Annotated in this window: 14 protein-coding genes and 1 pseudogene; 2 read left to right on the top strand and 13 right to left on the bottom strand. The window is 76.4% G+C overall.

Annotated features, from left to right (window positions below; genetic code table 11):
• Positions 1–219 precede the first annotated feature (219 nt).
• The 13 genes and pseudogenes from ABZ923_RS38290 to ABZ923_RS38350 form a co-directional block, all read right to left on the bottom strand.
• Positions 220–654: an STAS domain-containing protein gene (locus ABZ923_RS38290; protein ID WP_361481994.1), complete on the bottom strand. Its 435-nt coding sequence runs from the start codon at positions 652–654 to the stop codon at positions 220–222.
• A gap of 128 nt (positions 655–782) precedes the next feature.
• On the bottom strand, positions 783–1,715 hold the full coding sequence (locus ABZ923_RS38295) for a glycosyltransferase (protein ID WP_361481997.1): 933 nt from the start codon (positions 1,713–1,715) through the stop codon (positions 783–785).
• Complete coding sequence (locus tag ABZ923_RS38300; RefSeq protein WP_361482000.1) at positions 1,712–2,653, bottom strand: glycosyltransferase; 942 nt, start codon at positions 2,651–2,653, stop codon at positions 1,712–1,714. Before ABZ923_RS38300 ends, ABZ923_RS38295 begins: the two co-directional genes overlap by 4 nt.
• Positions 2,643–3,647: a glycosyltransferase family 9 protein gene (locus tag ABZ923_RS38305; protein ID WP_361482033.1), complete on the bottom strand. Its 1,005-nt coding sequence runs from the start codon at positions 3,645–3,647 to the stop codon at positions 2,643–2,645. The genes ABZ923_RS38300 and ABZ923_RS38305 overlap by 11 nt, the downstream gene beginning before the upstream one ends.
• A gap of 26 nt (positions 3,648–3,673) precedes the next feature.
• Positions 3,674–5,095, bottom strand: coding sequence for a PfkB family carbohydrate kinase (locus ABZ923_RS38310; protein WP_361482003.1), 1,422 nt, complete (start codon positions 5,093–5,095; stop codon positions 3,674–3,676).
• Positions 5,092–5,814 (bottom strand): SIS domain-containing protein, encoded by a 723-nt coding sequence (locus tag ABZ923_RS38315; protein WP_361482006.1) that lies wholly within the window; start codon positions 5,812–5,814, stop codon positions 5,092–5,094. Before ABZ923_RS38315 ends, ABZ923_RS38310 begins: the two co-directional genes overlap by 4 nt.
• Complete coding sequence (locus ABZ923_RS38320) at positions 5,811–7,043, bottom strand: glycosyltransferase (RefSeq protein ID WP_361482009.1); 1,233 nt, start codon at positions 7,041–7,043, stop codon at positions 5,811–5,813. The genes ABZ923_RS38315 and ABZ923_RS38320 overlap by 4 nt, the downstream gene beginning before the upstream one ends.
• Entirely contained in the window at positions 7,040–8,002 is a 963-nt protein-coding gene (locus ABZ923_RS38325) for a glycosyltransferase (protein ID WP_361482012.1), read from the bottom strand. Before ABZ923_RS38325 ends, ABZ923_RS38320 begins: the two co-directional genes overlap by 4 nt.
• Positions 7,999–9,009: a glycosyltransferase family 9 protein gene (locus ABZ923_RS38330; RefSeq protein WP_361482015.1), complete on the bottom strand. Its 1,011-nt coding sequence runs from the start codon at positions 9,007–9,009 to the stop codon at positions 7,999–8,001. The genes ABZ923_RS38325 and ABZ923_RS38330 overlap by 4 nt, the downstream gene beginning before the upstream one ends.
• 254 nt (positions 9,010–9,263) lie before the next feature.
• Positions 9,264–9,767, bottom strand: a pseudogene (locus ABZ923_RS38335) (HAD-IIIA family hydrolase); the annotation flags it as partial.
• Entirely contained in the window at positions 9,764–10,759 is a 996-nt protein-coding gene (locus tag ABZ923_RS38340) for a glycosyltransferase (protein ID WP_361482018.1), read from the bottom strand. The gene ABZ923_RS38340 and the pseudogene ABZ923_RS38335, both read right to left, overlap by 4 nt.
• On the bottom strand, positions 10,756–12,390 hold the full coding sequence (locus tag ABZ923_RS38345) for a carbamoyltransferase C-terminal domain-containing protein (protein WP_361482021.1): 1,635 nt from the start codon (positions 12,388–12,390) through the stop codon (positions 10,756–10,758). The genes ABZ923_RS38340 and ABZ923_RS38345 overlap by 4 nt, the downstream gene beginning before the upstream one ends.
• Before the next feature lie 33 nt (positions 12,391–12,423).
• Positions 12,424–13,431, bottom strand: coding sequence for an NAD-dependent epimerase/dehydratase family protein (locus ABZ923_RS38350; RefSeq protein ID WP_361482024.1), 1,008 nt, complete (start codon positions 13,429–13,431; stop codon positions 12,424–12,426).
• 328 nt (positions 13,432–13,759) lie between these two features.
• Between ABZ923_RS38350 and ABZ923_RS38355 the strand changes: the two genes are divergently transcribed.
• Both ABZ923_RS38355 and ABZ923_RS38360 read left to right on the top strand, forming a co-directional pair.
• Positions 13,760–14,653 (top strand): polysaccharide pyruvyl transferase family protein, encoded by an 894-nt coding sequence (locus ABZ923_RS38355; protein ID WP_361482027.1) that lies wholly within the window; start codon positions 13,760–13,762, stop codon positions 14,651–14,653.
• Positions 14,654–14,754: 101 nt separating this feature from the next.
• Complete coding sequence (locus ABZ923_RS38360; RefSeq protein WP_361482030.1) at positions 14,755–15,318, top strand: hemerythrin domain-containing protein; 564 nt, start codon at positions 14,755–14,757, stop codon at positions 15,316–15,318.
• Positions 15,319–15,353: the final 35 nt, after the last annotated feature.

The raw sequence follows: 15,353 nt of genomic DNA on the forward strand, positions 1-15,353 counted from the left end.
CATGCGCAGCAGCAGAGCGCCTTCGGCGGGCAGTCCCTCGACGACGGAGGACTCGATGACCAGGGGAGCCGGTGCGGCCGGGCGGCCGGAAGAAGGTTTCATCGCATCACCCAGACTGGACGTGCCGCAGTTGTCGATCGGTCTCTTCCTGACCTCGGCACCACCTTGCACGGTGGGCCCCCGGCCCTCAACCGCACCCGGTCGGGGCGCGGCGGCCGGCTATGCCGGGCCGCCGGCCGGCCGGGCGTCCAGGTCGTCCAGCGCGCACGCCAGGGAGGCGTGCACCCGGATCCCCGGCAGACCGGCCGCGGTCAGGGCTTCCCGCACGTGCGGTCGGGGCTGTACGACGGGCAGTGCGCGGCCGGAGCGGGCCAGGAGCCCGGTCCCCCGGTCCAGGGAGCGCACCGCGTCGGCGCACGCGAGGTACACCTCGCTCAGGTCCAGCAGAGGGTGCTCCCCGGCCTGCTCGGCGTGGGCGACGTGCTCGGCGAGGGCCTCGCGGAACCGCCGGGCGTTGGCGGCGTCGACCGTGCCCCGGGCCTTCAGGACGCTGATGCCGCCGAGCCCGGCGCGGTGTTCGTGGACGGTCTGCAGCAGCAGCGGGGCCGGGCCGCCGGGGCGGACACGGGCAGGGGACGGCGGACCGGTTTCCATGGGGGCACGCGCTTCCTGGGCGGGGCGGAAGGAGCTCGGCCGGCCGCTTCTTGACCGGGACCTCACTCTGCCCCCGCCCGGATCCCGGATGCAACGACGTCCCGGGACGTGTCGCGGCGCCCTCCAGGTCAGCCGACGTACCGCCGTGCGGGTGAGTCCCTGCGGGCCCGCTCCAGCGCGGCGAGCCGGCGCTCCAGCTCCGGCGGTACCGGGTCGCGCTGGCGCAGCACCCACGGCAGTCCGGCGGTGGCGTGCGCGAACGCGCGGGCGGAGGCCGCGTCCCGGGGCACGGTCCGGATGAGGTGCCCGGTGCGGCGCAGCGCCGGCAGCAGCGGGCGGCGCAGCCAGGTGAACCACAGCGTGTTGCGCAGCCCGAGGACCCGGCGGGCCGTGCTGTCGCGCAGCCGGGAGGCGTGGTGGTGGACGGTGAGTTCCTCGGCGTAGGCGAGCCACCAGCCCTGGCGCAGCAGGTCGCAGGCGAGCAGTTCCTCCTCGCCGCCGAGCCACAGGCCGGGGTGGAAGCCGCCGCCGGCGCGGAAGGCCTCGGTGCGCAGCACGGTGGCGGCGGCGAGGAAGGAGCCGAGGGCGGGCCCGGGGAGCCAGTCCGGGCCGGACAGCGGGGATTCGCGCAGTTCGCGCACGACCGGGTCCTCGGTGCCCTCCGGTTCCACCAGGATCCGGGCGGTGACGGCCGCGAGCCGGGGCCGGGCGTCGAGCAGGTCGGCGGCCCGGCGCAGGCTGCCGGGCTCCCACCAGGTGTCGTCGTCGCAGAAGGCGACGTAGGGCGTGCGCACGCGCTGGACGGCCAGGTTGCGGCCGATCGCGCCGAGGTTGCGGCCGGGGCGCAGCAGCGTCATCTCGGGGAAGTCCCGGGCGACGGCCTCGGCGGTGCCGTCGGTGGAGGCGTTGTCGGTGACGATCACGCGCGGGCGTTCGGGCAGCCGGCGCAGCAGGGCGAGGGTGCGCAGGAGTTCGGCGCGGCGGTTGTGGGTGATCAGGACGACGGTCGTCCGGTCGTCGGGACCGGTCCGGGCACGGACGCCGGGGGTGAGCCCGGTCACCGGGCGGCTCCTTCCGCCAGGCGTCCGGACGCCTCCCGGTCGAGCAGGCGGGCGGCGTCCTCGACGTGCGGGGGCAGGGGCCGGCGGCGGGCGAGGGCGGCCGGGAACCGGGCGAGGCTCTCCCTCAGGGCGCGGCGCGCGCCGGGCCGGCCGGCCGCGGCGGCCAGCGCGAGGTCGGCGAAGGCGCGCAGGGCGACCGGCCAGGGGCGGCGCAGGCAGGTGGTGAGCACGTGGTTGCGCCGGACGAGGAAGGAGCGGCCGGTGCGGCCGTGGTCCTCGGGGTGGTGGCAGGCGCACAAGGAGGGTTCGTAGGCGACGCCCCAGCCGGCGGCGGCGAGGTCGTAGGCGAGCAGGGTCTCCTCGCCGCCGAAGAAGAGCAGCGGGTGGTAGCCGCCGGCGCTCAGGAAGGCTTCCCGGCGGACCACGCAGGCGCAGCCGAGGAAGCCGAGCACCGGGCGGCCGGGCAGGTCCGGTTCGGGGCGCAGCGGGGAGGCGGCGAGTACGGCGTTGAGGGGGTCCTCGGCGGCTTCCTCGCCGACCAGGGTGCGGGCGGCGAGCAGGCCGAGCCGGGGGTGCCGGTCGAGGAGGTCGGCGGCCCGGGCGAGGCTGCCGGGTTGCCACCAGGAGTCGTCGTCGCTGAAGGCGACGTAGGGGGTGCGGGCGTGCTGGACGGCCAGGTTGCGGCCGAGGGCGCCGGTGTTGGCGGCGGGCCGCAGCAACCGGGTGAGGGCCGGGTGGCCGGCGACGGCACGGCAGGTGGTGTCGTCGCGGGAGTTGTCGACCACGATGACCGGCGGCCGCTCGGGCAGCGCGGCCAGCGCGTCCAGGGTGCGCAGCAGGCTGGCGCTGCGGTCGCGGGTGATGACGGCGACGGTGACGCGGGGATCGCCCGGTGCGATGGGCCGGCCGACGCGGCCGGGGGCGTGCTCAGTGGACATGTGCCGCCTCCGGTCCGCTCTGCCGCTGCCGGCCGCGGACGTCGCGCAGCAGCGTCAGGCAGGCCGCGGCGACCTCGCCGGTGCGGATGCGCAGCAGGCGGGCGTCGGGGGTGCGGCCGTGCGGGTCGCCGGGCGGGCCGGGTTTCCACAGGGCGAGGTGGTCGGGGCTCGGCGGCGGGCCCCACAGGCGCGGGGAGACCGGCCCGAACAGGGTGACGGAGCGGGTGCCGTGGGCCACCGCGAGGTGGGCGAGGCCGGTGTCGCCGCTCAGCACCAGGGACGCCCCGGCGACCAGCGCGGACAGCTGTCCGAACGGCAGGCCGCCGGTCAGTACGTCGCTGCCGCGCTGGCCGCTGTGTTCGGCGACCGAGCGGACCAGGGCGTCCTCGCCGGGCCCGCCGGTGAGGACCACGCGGTGCCCGGCGGCGCGCAGGCACCGTACGACGGCGGCGAACCGGTCCCCCGGCCAGCGGCGGGAGCCCGAGGCCGCGCCGGGGTGCACGACGACCGCGCCGGGGGCCGGGGACGGCGTGGCGGGCGGGGGCAGCCGCACGTCCAGGGGGTCGGCGGGGATGCCGTAGTCGTGCAGGAAGGCGCACCAGCGGTCGCGTTCGTTGGCCTGCCCCCGCCACGGCGGGCCGTCCGGGCAGGCGTGGGCGAGCAGCCGGCGCGGGTGCAGGGCGGCCAGGGCGTCGCGGCTCTCGGGGCCGTTGCCGTGCAGGTCGATGGCCACGTCGGGGGGCGGTCCCGGCCAGTGGCCGAGGTCGGGCACCCCGCGGCCGGGCGCCTCGGCCGGGAACACGGCGTCCACCGCCCCCGTGGACAGGGCGGGTTCGGCGAGGTCCGGTGGCAGGGCCAGGACGACCCGGTGGCCGGGGAAGGCCCGGCGGACACCGCGCAGCGCAGGCACGCCGGCCAGCAGGTCGCCGAGGCCCAGCGCGCGCAGGACCAGGACGGGCGCAGGGTGCTCGGGCCGCTGCGCGGCGGCGCTCACCCCGTGCGTCGTGCGGTCGCGGGAGGTCACCTCGTCCGTCCTCCGGTCGGGGCGGGGGCCAGGGCCGCGCGCCGGGCGAGGCCGGTGGTGGAGCGGCCGTCCAGGTAGGGCAGCAGCAGGACCTGGCCGCCCCAGCTCTCCACCAGGGGCTGTTCGGGCAGCCGGGTGCGGGCGTAGTCGCCGCCCTTGGCCCAGATGTGCGGGCGGAGTTCGCCGAGGATGCGCTCGGGGGTGTCCTCGTCGAACACCGCGACGGCGTCCACGCACTCCAGGGCGCGCAGCACCCGTACCCGGTCGGCGGCCGGGACGAGGGGGCGGCCGTCGCCCTTGCGGCGGCGTACCGAGGCGTCGGAGTTGATGCACACGACGAGGCAGTCGCCGGCCCGGCGGGCGGCCTGGAGCAGGGCGACGTGCCCGGCGTGCAGCAGGTCGAAGCAGCCGCCCGCGGCGACGACGGTGCCGCCGGCCGCGCGGACCCGGGCGGCGGTGCGCACGGCGTCGGCGGTGGTGTCGCCGTCGGCCTGCGGCTCCGCGGCGGTCTCCGGCTCGTCGGGGACGGCGACCGCGCGGGCGCCGCCCTCGGCGACGTACCGGGTGGCGGCGTGTACGGCGGCCTGTACGGCGGCCTCGGTCAGGGCGCCGTCGGCGAGCAGCCCGGCGGCGGCCGCGGCGAACCGGTCGCCGGCGCCGCAGGGGTCGCCGGTGGCGGCGGCCGGGGTCGGCACGAGCAACGGGGTCTCGCCGTGCGAGAGCAGGGCGCCGCGTTCGCCCAGGGTCACCGCGACGGCCTGGGCCCCCCAGGCGTCGACGAGGACGCGGGCGTCCCGGGCGGCGGTGCGCAGGCCGGCCGCCTCGCCGGCGTCGGTGTCGTCCAGCTGACGGGCGAAGGCGCGGGCCTCCTGGGCGGAGGGGGTGGCCAGGCGGACGCCGGGGACGGGGGGCCGGCCGCGCACGTGCGGGTCCCAGACGACGGGTGCCGTCGCGTGGGTCAGGGCGTCCCGCAGGACGTCGGCGGTGCCGCGGCCGTAGTCGGCGACGAGGATGCCGTCGGCCACCGCGATCGTGGACACCGCCTCCTGGGTCGCCTCGCGGGCGCGGCCCTCGCCGTCGTCGAGGCGGAGCAGCGGCCGCTCCCCGGCCAGCACCCGGGTCTTGCTGCTGAGGGTGCCCTCCAGCGGCACCTCGACCAGGCCGACCCGGCCGGCCAGCAGGTCCCGCAGGGTGTCGCTGGCGGTGTCGGAGCCGAGGGCGGTGACGAGGGTGACGGGACGTCCGTCGGCGGCCGCGAGGCAGGCGGCGAGGGCGGCGCCGCCGGGGCGGGAGCTGCGCCGGGTGCCGTGGACGACGGGCACGGGCGCGTCCGGGGCGAGCCGCTCGGCCCGCCCGCACAGGTCGTGGTCGAGCAGGGCGTCGCCCACGACGACCAGGGGAGTCTGCGCGGCGGTCATGCGTGTCCCTTCCTCGGGGCGACGGGTGCGCCGGCCGCGGTACGGCCGACCGTGCGGGCCCGGCCGACGAGCCGGCCGACGACACCCGGCTTGCCGTCGGCACCCGGTTTGCCGTGCGCGCCGTCGGCGTCGGCCCGGTGGCCGGCCTCGCCGCGCTCGACCGCCTGGTCGAAGGCCTCGCAGAGCATGTGCACGGCGACCAGGTGGAGTTCCTGCACGGTGGCGGTGCCGGGGGCGTCGGCGCACAGCGCCTCGTCCGCGCCGAGCTGCAGCGGGTTGGGGGCCCGGCCGGTCAGCGCCCACACCGTCATGCCGAGCCGGTGCGCGCGGTCGGCGGCGGCCAGCAGGTTGGCGCTGGCGCCGCTGGTGGACAGCAGCAGGAGCACGTCCCCGGGGCGGCCGTGGGCGGCGGTCTGCCGGGCGAACACCTCCTGGACGCCGTAGTCGTTGGCGATCGCGGTGGTGGAGGAGGTGTCGGCGTGCAGGGCGACCGCGGAGAACGGCGGGCGGTCGTCCCGGTAGCGGCCGACGAGTTCGGCGGTGAGGTGCTGCGCCTGGGCGGCGCTGCCGCCGTTGCCGGCGACGAGCAGCCGGGCGCCGGAACCCAGCCGCCGGGCGAGGTCGGTGCCCCAGCGTTCGATGAGCGGTGCGTGGTCGCGGAACGCCTCCAGGGCCTTGGCGAGGTCGTCGCAGTGGGTGGTGTCGGTGACGGTGTTCATCGGACGACTCCCGAGAGCGAGCGAACGGAGGACACGGCGCCGTACACCCCGGCCAGGCCGTCGGCCACCCGGTCCCAGGTGTAGTGGCTGAGCACCCGGGAGCGGCCGGCGGCTCCGTACCGGGCGAGCCGGTCGGGGTCGGCGAGGAGGGCGCGGACGACCGCGCCGAGGTCGTGGTCGTCGTCGGCCGGGACCAGGACGCCCGTGGTGCCGTCCACGACCGTGTCGAGCTGGCCGCCGACGGCGGTGGCGACGACCGGGGTGGCGCAGGCCATGGCCTCCAGCGGGACGATGCCGAAGGGCTCGTAGCGGGGCAGCGACAGCACCAGGTCGGCGCTGGACATCAGCCGGGGCATGCGGGCCCGGCCGACCCCGCCGAGCAGGGTGACCCGGTCCGAGACGCCGTACTCGCCGGCGATGCCGTACAGGCGTGCCGCCTCCGGCTCGGCGCCGAGCAGGTCGGCCTCGGGGCCGCCGGCGACGAGGAGTTCGGCGTCGGGAACGCCGGCCAGGGCGCGGATGGCGCGGTCGAAGCCCTTGCGGGGCACGAGCCGGCCGACGGCCAGCAGCCGCTTGCGGGCGCCGGGCGGGCGGGTGCGGGCGCCCGGCGTGAACTGGTCGGGGTCGACGCCGCAGGGGACGACGCTGATCCGGTCCTCGGGCAGCCCCATGGCCTTGAGTTCGGCCACCTCGTCGCTGCAGGTGGCGATGATGCGGGCGCACTCGTGGCCGATGGCCTCCTCGATGGCGAGGCGCTGCGGCGGGCTGGTGTCGGCGTCGCCCTGGTAGCGCTTCTTCACCGTGCCGAGCGCGTGGTAGGTCTGCACGACGGGGATGCCGAGGTCGCGGGCGCCGGCCAGGGCGGCCAGGCCCGACATCCAGAAGTGGGCGTGCACCACGTCGGGCGGGCTCTCGGCCCACTGCCGGGCCAGGAAGGCGCCGAACTCGGTCATGTGGGGCAGGAGTTCGTCCTTGGGGACGGGCGCGGGCGGCCCGGCGGGCACGTGCACCACCTGCACGCCGTCGATGAGGGTCACCCGGTCCGGCAGGCCCGCCGAGTCCCGCCGGGTGTACACCGTGACCCGGTATCCCTTTCTGGCGAGCTGCCGGGCGGTCTGCGCCACGTACACGTTCTGGCCGCCCGCGTCCGGTCCGCCGAGCGCGGCCAGCGGGCTGGCGTGCTCGGAGACCATGGCGACGCGCCCGGCCGTGTGCGGAATGCGGCTCATCGGGTGACCTCCTTGATCAGGCGCTCCCAGTCGTCGAGGAAGCGCCGCTCTCCGTAGCGGGCCTGGGCCGCGGCCCGGGCCGCCGCGCCGGTGCGGCGGGCCCGCTCGGGTTCGGCGAGGAAGGTCCGTACGGCGTCCTCCAGGACGTCGAGGCGGTTCGAGACCACCCCGGCGCCCTCGGGTATCGCCTCCCGGACCTCCGTGGTGTCCAGGGCGACCACGGGCATGCCCAGGAACATGGCCTCCAGCAGGGACAGTCCGAGCGAGGTCCAGCGCACGGGGTGCAGGTAGAGCCGGCAGCGGGCCATCTCCCGGTGCAGTTCGTGCTGCGGCAGGTCCCGGGCGCGGCAGCGTTCGGGGGGCAGGCCGAGGTGCTCGGCGAGTCCTTCGGTGCGCATCCCGAAGACGTCCAGGGGCGCGGACCGGGCGAACAGGGGCAGCAGGTCGGTGCCGGTGGTACGGCCCCTGCGCACGGGCTCGTTGACCACGACGGCCGCGCGCCGCGCGGTGCCGGTGTAGAGCGGGCCGGGATCGATGATGCCGTGCTCGACGACCTCGGTCGGGGCCTGGCCGTTGTCCCACATCAGCCGGTTGAAGTGGGTGACGTGCACGACGGGGATCCGGGACTGCCCGGCGAGCGGGTGGAGTTGCCGTTCGGGTGTCTCGTCGGGGCTGTTGTGCTCGACGTACACGGCGGGCACGTCCACGCCGGGCCGGTGGCCGGTCCAGCGCAGGGCCAGGTCGAGTTCGTGCGGGCGTTGCAGCACCATCAGGTCGATGTCGCAGTCCCACAGCTGCTTCGGGGTGCGTTCCCGCACGGACTCGGGCCAGTCCCAGGTCTCGGCCCGGCCGAGGCCGTCGGGTCCGCGGTCGCCGGTGACCGGGACCAGGTAGGTGTGGGGGCCCTGCACGAAGGCGGTGAGCCAGGATCCGTGCACGTGCCAGACGAGGATGTTCATGGCTGCCGCTCCTGGATGAGCTTGTGCACCGCGCGCACCACGTCCTGTCCGGTGACCTCGTCCAGGCAGGGGTGGCCGGGCACCGGACAGGTGAGGGCCCGGGTGTCCGCGCACGGCGCCGACTGGTCGCCGAGCAGGATGACGGGGACGCCGTACGGTGCCCAGCGTTCGGCCGGTACGACGGGAGCGAAGAGCGACACGACCGGGGTGCCGACCGCTGCGGCGAGGTGGGCAGGGCCGGTGTTGGCGCTGATCACGACGTCGGCCATGCGCAGCACCCCGGCGAGGGTGCGGGGGGACGTCCGGCCGCCGAGGTCGACGGCCAGGCCGCCGCTGACCCGGCGGGTGAGGCCGGTCTCGGCGGGGCCGCCGGTGACGACCACGCGGTGCCCGGCGTCGGCGAGCAGCGCGACCGCCTCGGCGCAGCGGTGCGGGCTCCAGGCGCGGGCGGGGGCGCTGGCGCCGGGGTGCAGGACGACGTAGGGGCCGTTGCCGGTGAGGCCGCCGGTGTCCGGAGGCGGCAGCACGCGCAGCCGGCCGTCGTCCCCGGGCGGGGCCGGGAAGCCGAGGGCGGCGGCGGTGTCCAGGGCCGCCTCGGCCTCGTGCCGGCCCTCCTGCCGCCGGTGGCGCACGTCGAGCAGCCGGCCGGGATGGTCGACGCTGTCGGCCCCGATCCGGCCGACGCCGGCGAGCCGGAGCAGCAGGGCGGTGGGCAGCGGGCTCTGGTGGAACGACGTGAGGACGAGCGCGGTGTCGTACGCCCCGGCGCGCAGCCGCCCCACCAGCCAGTCGACGTCGGCCGGGCTGACCGGGGGCGGGTCGAACCCCTCCCAGGGCGCCTCCCACACCAGCACCTCGTCCACCCCGGGCAACAGCCGGGCCGCGTCCGCGCCCCGGGGGCCGCAGAGCAGGGTGACGTGCGAGGAACCCGCGGCGACGGCCCGTACGGCGGGCCCGGCGAGCAGCACGTCACCGAAACTGTCGAGCCGGACGACGAGTGATTTCACGCCGGCCACCTCCCCGCCGGTCCGACGGCGTCCGGCACCGCACACCGCGCCCGTCCGCGCGCCGGAACGTCCGGGCAAGGGGACGGCATCCTCCCGGCGGCACCGGCCTCCGGGGAAGGCGACGGCGTCGCCACGGCGGTCCCGGCGGTCGGTGGAGCCGGGCGTGTCCAGGACTGCCGTGGCCGGGCAGGACGGTCCGCGGGCGGGCCGGAGGCGCGCCTGCCCACCGGGACGCCCGCCTCGACCAGGGCCGCGCGGACCGCGGTGAGGGGGTCGGGGGCGCTCTCCGTGGCGAAACGTTCCACCTCGGCCGGGGCGGTGGCCGCGTTCGGGACCAGGACGCCTCGGGCACCGGCCGCGCGGGCGGCCAGGACGTCGGCGGCGATGTCGCCGACCACCAGGCACTCGGCGGGCGGTACGCCCAGCCGCTCGGCGGCCGCGTGGACGAGGCCGGGGCGGGGCTTGCGGCAGGCGCAGCCGGCGTCGGGGGCGTGCGGGCAGAACACCCAGGTGTCCAGGCCGCCCAGCAGTTCGTCGGCGCGCTCGTTGACGCGGAGCACCTGCTCGGTGGTGAGCAGCCCGCGGCCGATGCCGGACTGGTTGCTGACCACGCCGGTGGCCAGGCCGTGGGCCCGGGCCAGCGCGACGGCCGCGGCGGCGCCCGGCAGCAGCCGGACCCGGTCGGGGTCGCCGTTGTACGGCACGTCCACCACGAGGGTGCCGTCGCGGTCGAACAGGACGGCGGACAGCCTGCTCACTCGGCACCTCCCAGGGGCTCGGCGTGCCGGTGGCGGACGACTCCGCGCACCCAGTGCCGGACGGCGAGCGGCGGGATGAGCACGCTGGTGCCGAGCATCCCGGCGATCTCGCGGGCGGTGCGCGGGCCGGGCAGGATCCGGGCGAGCGCGAACTCGGCGGTGCCCAGCGTCCACAGGGCCGCGCAGACGCGCGCGGACCGCCGCCGCCCGGCCAGGGCGCAGCCGGCGGCGGCGAGGGCCGCGCCGGTGACCACCACGTGGCGGGGCAACCGGCCGCGGGGCGCCTGCGCACGGTCCCACCAGTCGCGGCCGTGCAGCCGGTTCATCAGGGCGTCGTCGGCGTTGCCCCGCTGCGCGGGCAGCGAGGCCCACCAGTGGGCCGGGCGGACCGGGTGCCGGGTGACGCGTGCGCCCCGGACCAGGTCCCAGCCCGCCCGCTGCACCCGCAGGGCCAGGTCGGCGTCCTCGCGGAAGGCCCGCGGGAAACGTTCGTCGAAACCGCCGGTCCGCTTGAGCGCCTCGGTGCGGTACGCCATGTCGGCGGTGGCCCAGGCGGCGTTCTCCAGGCCCTTGGTGACGCGCTCCCAGTCGGTGGGCCGGCGGTCCAGGGGCAGGGGGACACGCAACTGTCCCTGGACGCCGCCGACATCGGGGCCGGCCGCCCGCAGGTCGTCGGCGAGCCGCCGGGACCAGTCCGGCAGCACCTGCACGTCGTCGTCCAGGAACACCGTCCAGGGCGTCCGGACGGTGCGCCAGCCGGCGTTGCGGGCAGCGGCCGGCCCCTTGCCGCCGGTGCGCAGGGTGCGCACCCGGTCGAGCAGCTGACCGGCCGTTTCCAGGGGCAGGCCGCCGTCGGGCGCGGGCCGGTCGTCCACGACGACCACCTCGTGCGGCGGATGGCCGTCGGCCGCGGCGAGCGCGCGCAGGCACTCGGCGAGGCAGGGCCGGCCGATCGTCGGGACGACGACGGTGTATGCGGGCGCGCCGGTCATGCGAACGCCTTCCCGCGGCGGATCGCGAACGGGCCGAGCACCAGCAGGTCCACGGGTGCCGAGCCGAAGCACTCCAGGGCGTCCCGGGGATCGTCGACCATGGGCCGCCCGGCGGTGTTCAGGCTGGTGTTGACCACCACCGGCAGCCCGGTGCGCCGCTCGAAGCCCTCGATCATCCGGGCCACCAGCGGCTCCTGGGCGCGGTCCACGGTCTGGATGCGGGCCGTGCCGTCGACGTGCACGACGGCCGGGATGCGGGCCTTCCACTCGGCGGCCACCCCGTGCACGAACAGCATGTGCGGGCTGGGCAGCGGCCCGTCGAAGATCTCCGCCGCGCGTTCGGCGAGCACCATGGGCGCGACCGGCCGGAACTCCTCGCGCCCCTTGACCGCGTTGAGCCGTTCCAGGTTCTCCGCCTTGCCGGGGTGGGCGAGCAGCGACCGGTGCCCGAGCGCGCGCGGTCCGTACTCGCTGCGCCCCTGGAACCAGGCCACGATCCCGTCGGCGGCCAGCGCCTCCGCGGCCGTCTCGGCGATGTCGGCGGGTTCCTCGTACGGTACGGCCGCCCGGTCCAGCCACGTGCGCAGTTCGGCGTCGCTCCAGCCGCGGCCCAGGGCGGCGGTCGGCATCGGCTCCAGGGCGTCCTTCTGACCGGCCACATGCGCCGCCGCGCCCAGTGCCGTACCGGCGTCGCCGGCGGCCGGCTGCACCCACACGTGCCGGAAGCCGCTCTCCCGCCACAGCCGGGTGTTGGCCACGCAGTTGAGGGCGACCCCGCCGGCCAGGGTGAGCGCGTCCTCGCCGGTGCGCTCGCGCAGCCACCGGGCGAGGCCGAGCATGACCTCCTCCAGGCAGAGCTGGGCACTGGCCGCGAGGTCGGCGTGGTCCTGGTTCCAGGCGCCGCCGGCCGGGCGGGGCGGGACGAACTCGGCCCAGGGCACCGGGCGGGCCCGGAAGCCGCCGTCGTCGGCGGCGTGGACGTACTCGCGCAGTCGGCCGGCGAAGCGCGGGGTGCCGTAGGAGGCGAGCGCCATGACCTTGAACTCGTCGCTGCTGCGCAGGAATCCGAGGTGCTGGGTGAGGTCCTCGTAGAACAGGCCGAGGGAGTCCGGCAGCCGCTGGGTGCCGAGGACCGTCAGTTCCCGGTTGGTGTAGCGGCCGGCCAGGTGCGAGCCGCACTCGCCGCGGCCGTCCAGGACGAGGACGGCGCAGTCCGGGTACGGCGAGACGGCCCCGGCGGAGGCCGCGTGCGCCACGTGGTGCGGGACGAACCGCACCTTCGCCGGGTCGAGTCCGGGCAGCGCCTCGGCGAGGAAGTCGGGCGCCTGGCGGGCGTACTGCTGGCGCAGGTGGTCCCACGGGTCGTGCAGGCCCATCTCGTCGGCGGGGCGGGCCAGTGCGGGGTCGTAGGAGTAGGCGACGGCGTCCAGGTCGGACGGGGTGAGGCCGGCCTGCTCCAGGCACCAGCGGGCCGACTGCTCGGGCAGCTCCCAGGCGGAGAAGGGAACGGGCCGCTTGCCGTGCTTGCGACGGGAGAACCGCTCCTCCTCCGCCGCCGCCACGATCCGGCCGTCGGTGAGGAGGGCGGCGGCGGGGTCGTGGAAGAGTGCGTTGATTCCGAGGACGTGCATGCGCTGTCTCCAGGGCCGGGGAGGGGCGGGGGGTCAGGACTGCGGGGCCGGTTCCCCCGGGTGCGGGGCCGGTTCCGGGGGCTGGGCCGCGAAGTAGGCGATCGTCTGCTTCAGGCCCTCCTCCCAGGGGACCTGCGGCGACCAGCCGAGCAGTTCGCGCGCCAGCGTGGTGTCGGGGCGGCGCCGGCCGGGGTCGTCGACGGGCCGGTCCACGAACGCGATCGGGGACCGGGAGCCGGTCAGGGCGACCACCCGGCGGGCCAGGTCGCCCATGGTGATCTCGTCGCTGCCGCCGATGTTGACGGGCCGCACCGCCCTGCTCGCGGCCACCCGCAGGATGCCGTCGACGGTGTCGTCCACGTAGCACAGCGAGCGGGTCTGGCTGCCGTCGCCGGTCACCGTGAGCGGCTCGCCGGCGAGAGCCTGGCAGATGAAGGTGGGCACCGCGCGCCCGTCGTGGGCCCGCATCCGCGGGCCGTAGGTGTTGAACAGCCGCACTATCCCGGCGTCGGTGCCGTTGGTGCCGGCGTGCGCGGTCACCAGGGCCTCGGCGAACCGCTTGGACTCGTCGTACACGCTGCGCGGTCCGACCGGGTTCACGTTGCCCCAGTAGCCCTCGTGCTGCGGGTGCACCAGCGGGTCGCCGTACACCTCCGAGGTGGAGGCCAGCAGGAAGCGGGCGCCGTCGCGTTCCGCGATCGCCAGGGCGTTGCGGGTGCCGATGCTGCCCACGTCCAGGGTCTCCAGGGGCATGCGCAGGTAGTCGGCGGGCGAGGCCGGGCAGGCGAAGTGCAGGACCAGGTCGTACGGGCCCGGCAGCCGCTCGGCGCACCGCGCCGCGGAGACGTCGCAGTGCACGTACCGGAAGCCGGGCCGGTCCTCCAGCGGGGCGATGTTCTCGCGCCGCCCGCAGGCCAGGTTGTCGGCGCAGTCGACTTCGACGCCTGAATCCAGCAGGCGTTCGCACAGGTGGGAGCCGAGGAAGCCGGCGCCGCCGGTCACGAGGGCGCGCCGCCAGGAGAACGGTGTGTCACCAGTCATGGGGGCTCTTCCTTCGTCGTCCTTGGTCCACGCGTCCGCTTCGTCCGTGTTCCGGACGTGCGTCGTCCGCGCACCTGGGAAGGGGGCCGGCGCGGGCCTTCGGCGCGTGCCGGGTCGCCGGGTCCGACGTCGTCGGCCCGTGGGAGAGGGGAGGACAGGGCGCGTGTCCCGTCGATCGTGCAGGACCACCCTGGTGGGCCGCCGCTGGCTGGACGGCACTGGCAGCTGAGTTCCCGTGCCAGTTGGTTTCACACGTTTGATTCTTATTGTCCGGATTCCGGGGTACTCGCGCGACTCAGGCGCCCCGATTACCACAGGGGAGACGCTCATGCACGACGACGTCGCGACGGAGGTGCTGCGTGCGCTGCGCGGTCCGGGCCGGTTCCCGGAACGGCTGCTGCTCACCGGCTGGTTCAGCTTCCGGGACGGTGAGGCCACGGCCGGGGACGTGCTCGCCCAGCAGCACATGGCCACGGCCCTGACCAGGGCCGGCATCCGGCACGACACCGCCTGGAGCCCCGTTTTCCGGCCCGGCCGGCTGTCGTTGGAGACGGCCGACCCGCGTGCGTACGACACGCTGCTCTTCGTCTGCGGTCCGCTGCACGGGCCCCAAGTCGCCGCCCTCCATGCACGGTTCGGATCCTTGAGACGACTCGCGGCCGGGGTGTCGGTGGTCGACCCGGCGGATCCCGCGGTCACGGGCTTCCATGTGGTCGTCCCCCGCGACGGTACGGACGCCCCGGGCCGGCGGGATCTCGCGGCCGCCGCCCCCGCGGGCCCGCTGCCGCCCGTGGCCGGGGTGGTGCTCTCGCACGGCCAGGGCGAGTACGGGGAGCGCCGCCGGCACGCGGAGGTGACCGAGCGGATCACCGCCTGGCTGGCCGGCAAGGACTGCGCGCGGGTGCCGGCCGACACCCGGCTGGCCACCGACGACTGGCGGCTGTGCGCCACCGCCGAGCAGTTCCTCGCCCTCCTCCCCCGCTTCGACGTGGTCGTCACCACCCGGCTGCACGGCCTGGTGCTGGGGCTGCGCAGCGGCACCCCGGTGATCGCGGTCGACCCGGTCGCGGGCGGCGCCAAGGTGAGCGCCCAGGCCCGCACTCTGGGCTGGCCGGCGCTGGTGGCGGCGGACGCGTTGACCCCGGACATCCTGGACCACTGGTGGCGGTGGGCGCTGTCGGGAGTGGGCCGGACGGCCGCCGCCTGCCACTCGATGCGCTGACCGGGGCTCGCGGGCCGTGTAGCGCGCCGTGGCCGGGGCACTCGGCGCGGCGACGGCCGGCCGCTTTCGGGCCGCCGCGTTTGACGCAGGAGGTAACGACCATGGGTCACGGCGGAAACGTCATTCAGGAGCTGACCACCGACCACCGCGAGGTCGAGGAGATCTTCGGCCGCATCGAGGCGCTGCCGCCCGGCTCCGCGGAACGCAAGACCCTCTGCGACCAGGCCACGATGGAGCTGGTCCGGCACTCCGTCGCGGAGGAGTCCTACCTCTACCCGGCGGTGCGCGAGCACGTGACCAACGGGGACGCCCTGGCCGACAAGGAGCTGGAGGACCACGCCAAGGCCGAGCAGCTCATGAAGGACCTGGAGGGCTGCGACGCGGACGATCCCCGTTTCGACACGCTCATGACCCAGCTGATGACCGAGATCCGGTCCCATGTCGCGGACGAGGAGCAGAACCTCTTCCCGCAGTTGGAGGCGGCCTGTCCCCCGGACGCGCTGATGGATCTCGGCGACAAGGTCCGCCGGGCGAAGAAGATGGCCCCCACCCGTCCGCACCCGTCGGCACCGGACACTCCCCCGGCCAACAAGTTGCTGGCTCCGGGAGCCGGTCTGGTCGACCGGTTGCGCGACGCGCTGTCGGGGCGGGGCAAGGAGAGCTGAACGGCTGCACACCACGGGGGCCGGGCGCGTGCCCG

Origin of the sequence: Streptomyces sp. NPDC046881 (assembly GCF_040645015.1) — a bacterium.
Taxonomy (GTDB): Bacteria; Actinomycetota; Actinomycetes; order Streptomycetales; family Streptomycetaceae; genus Streptomyces.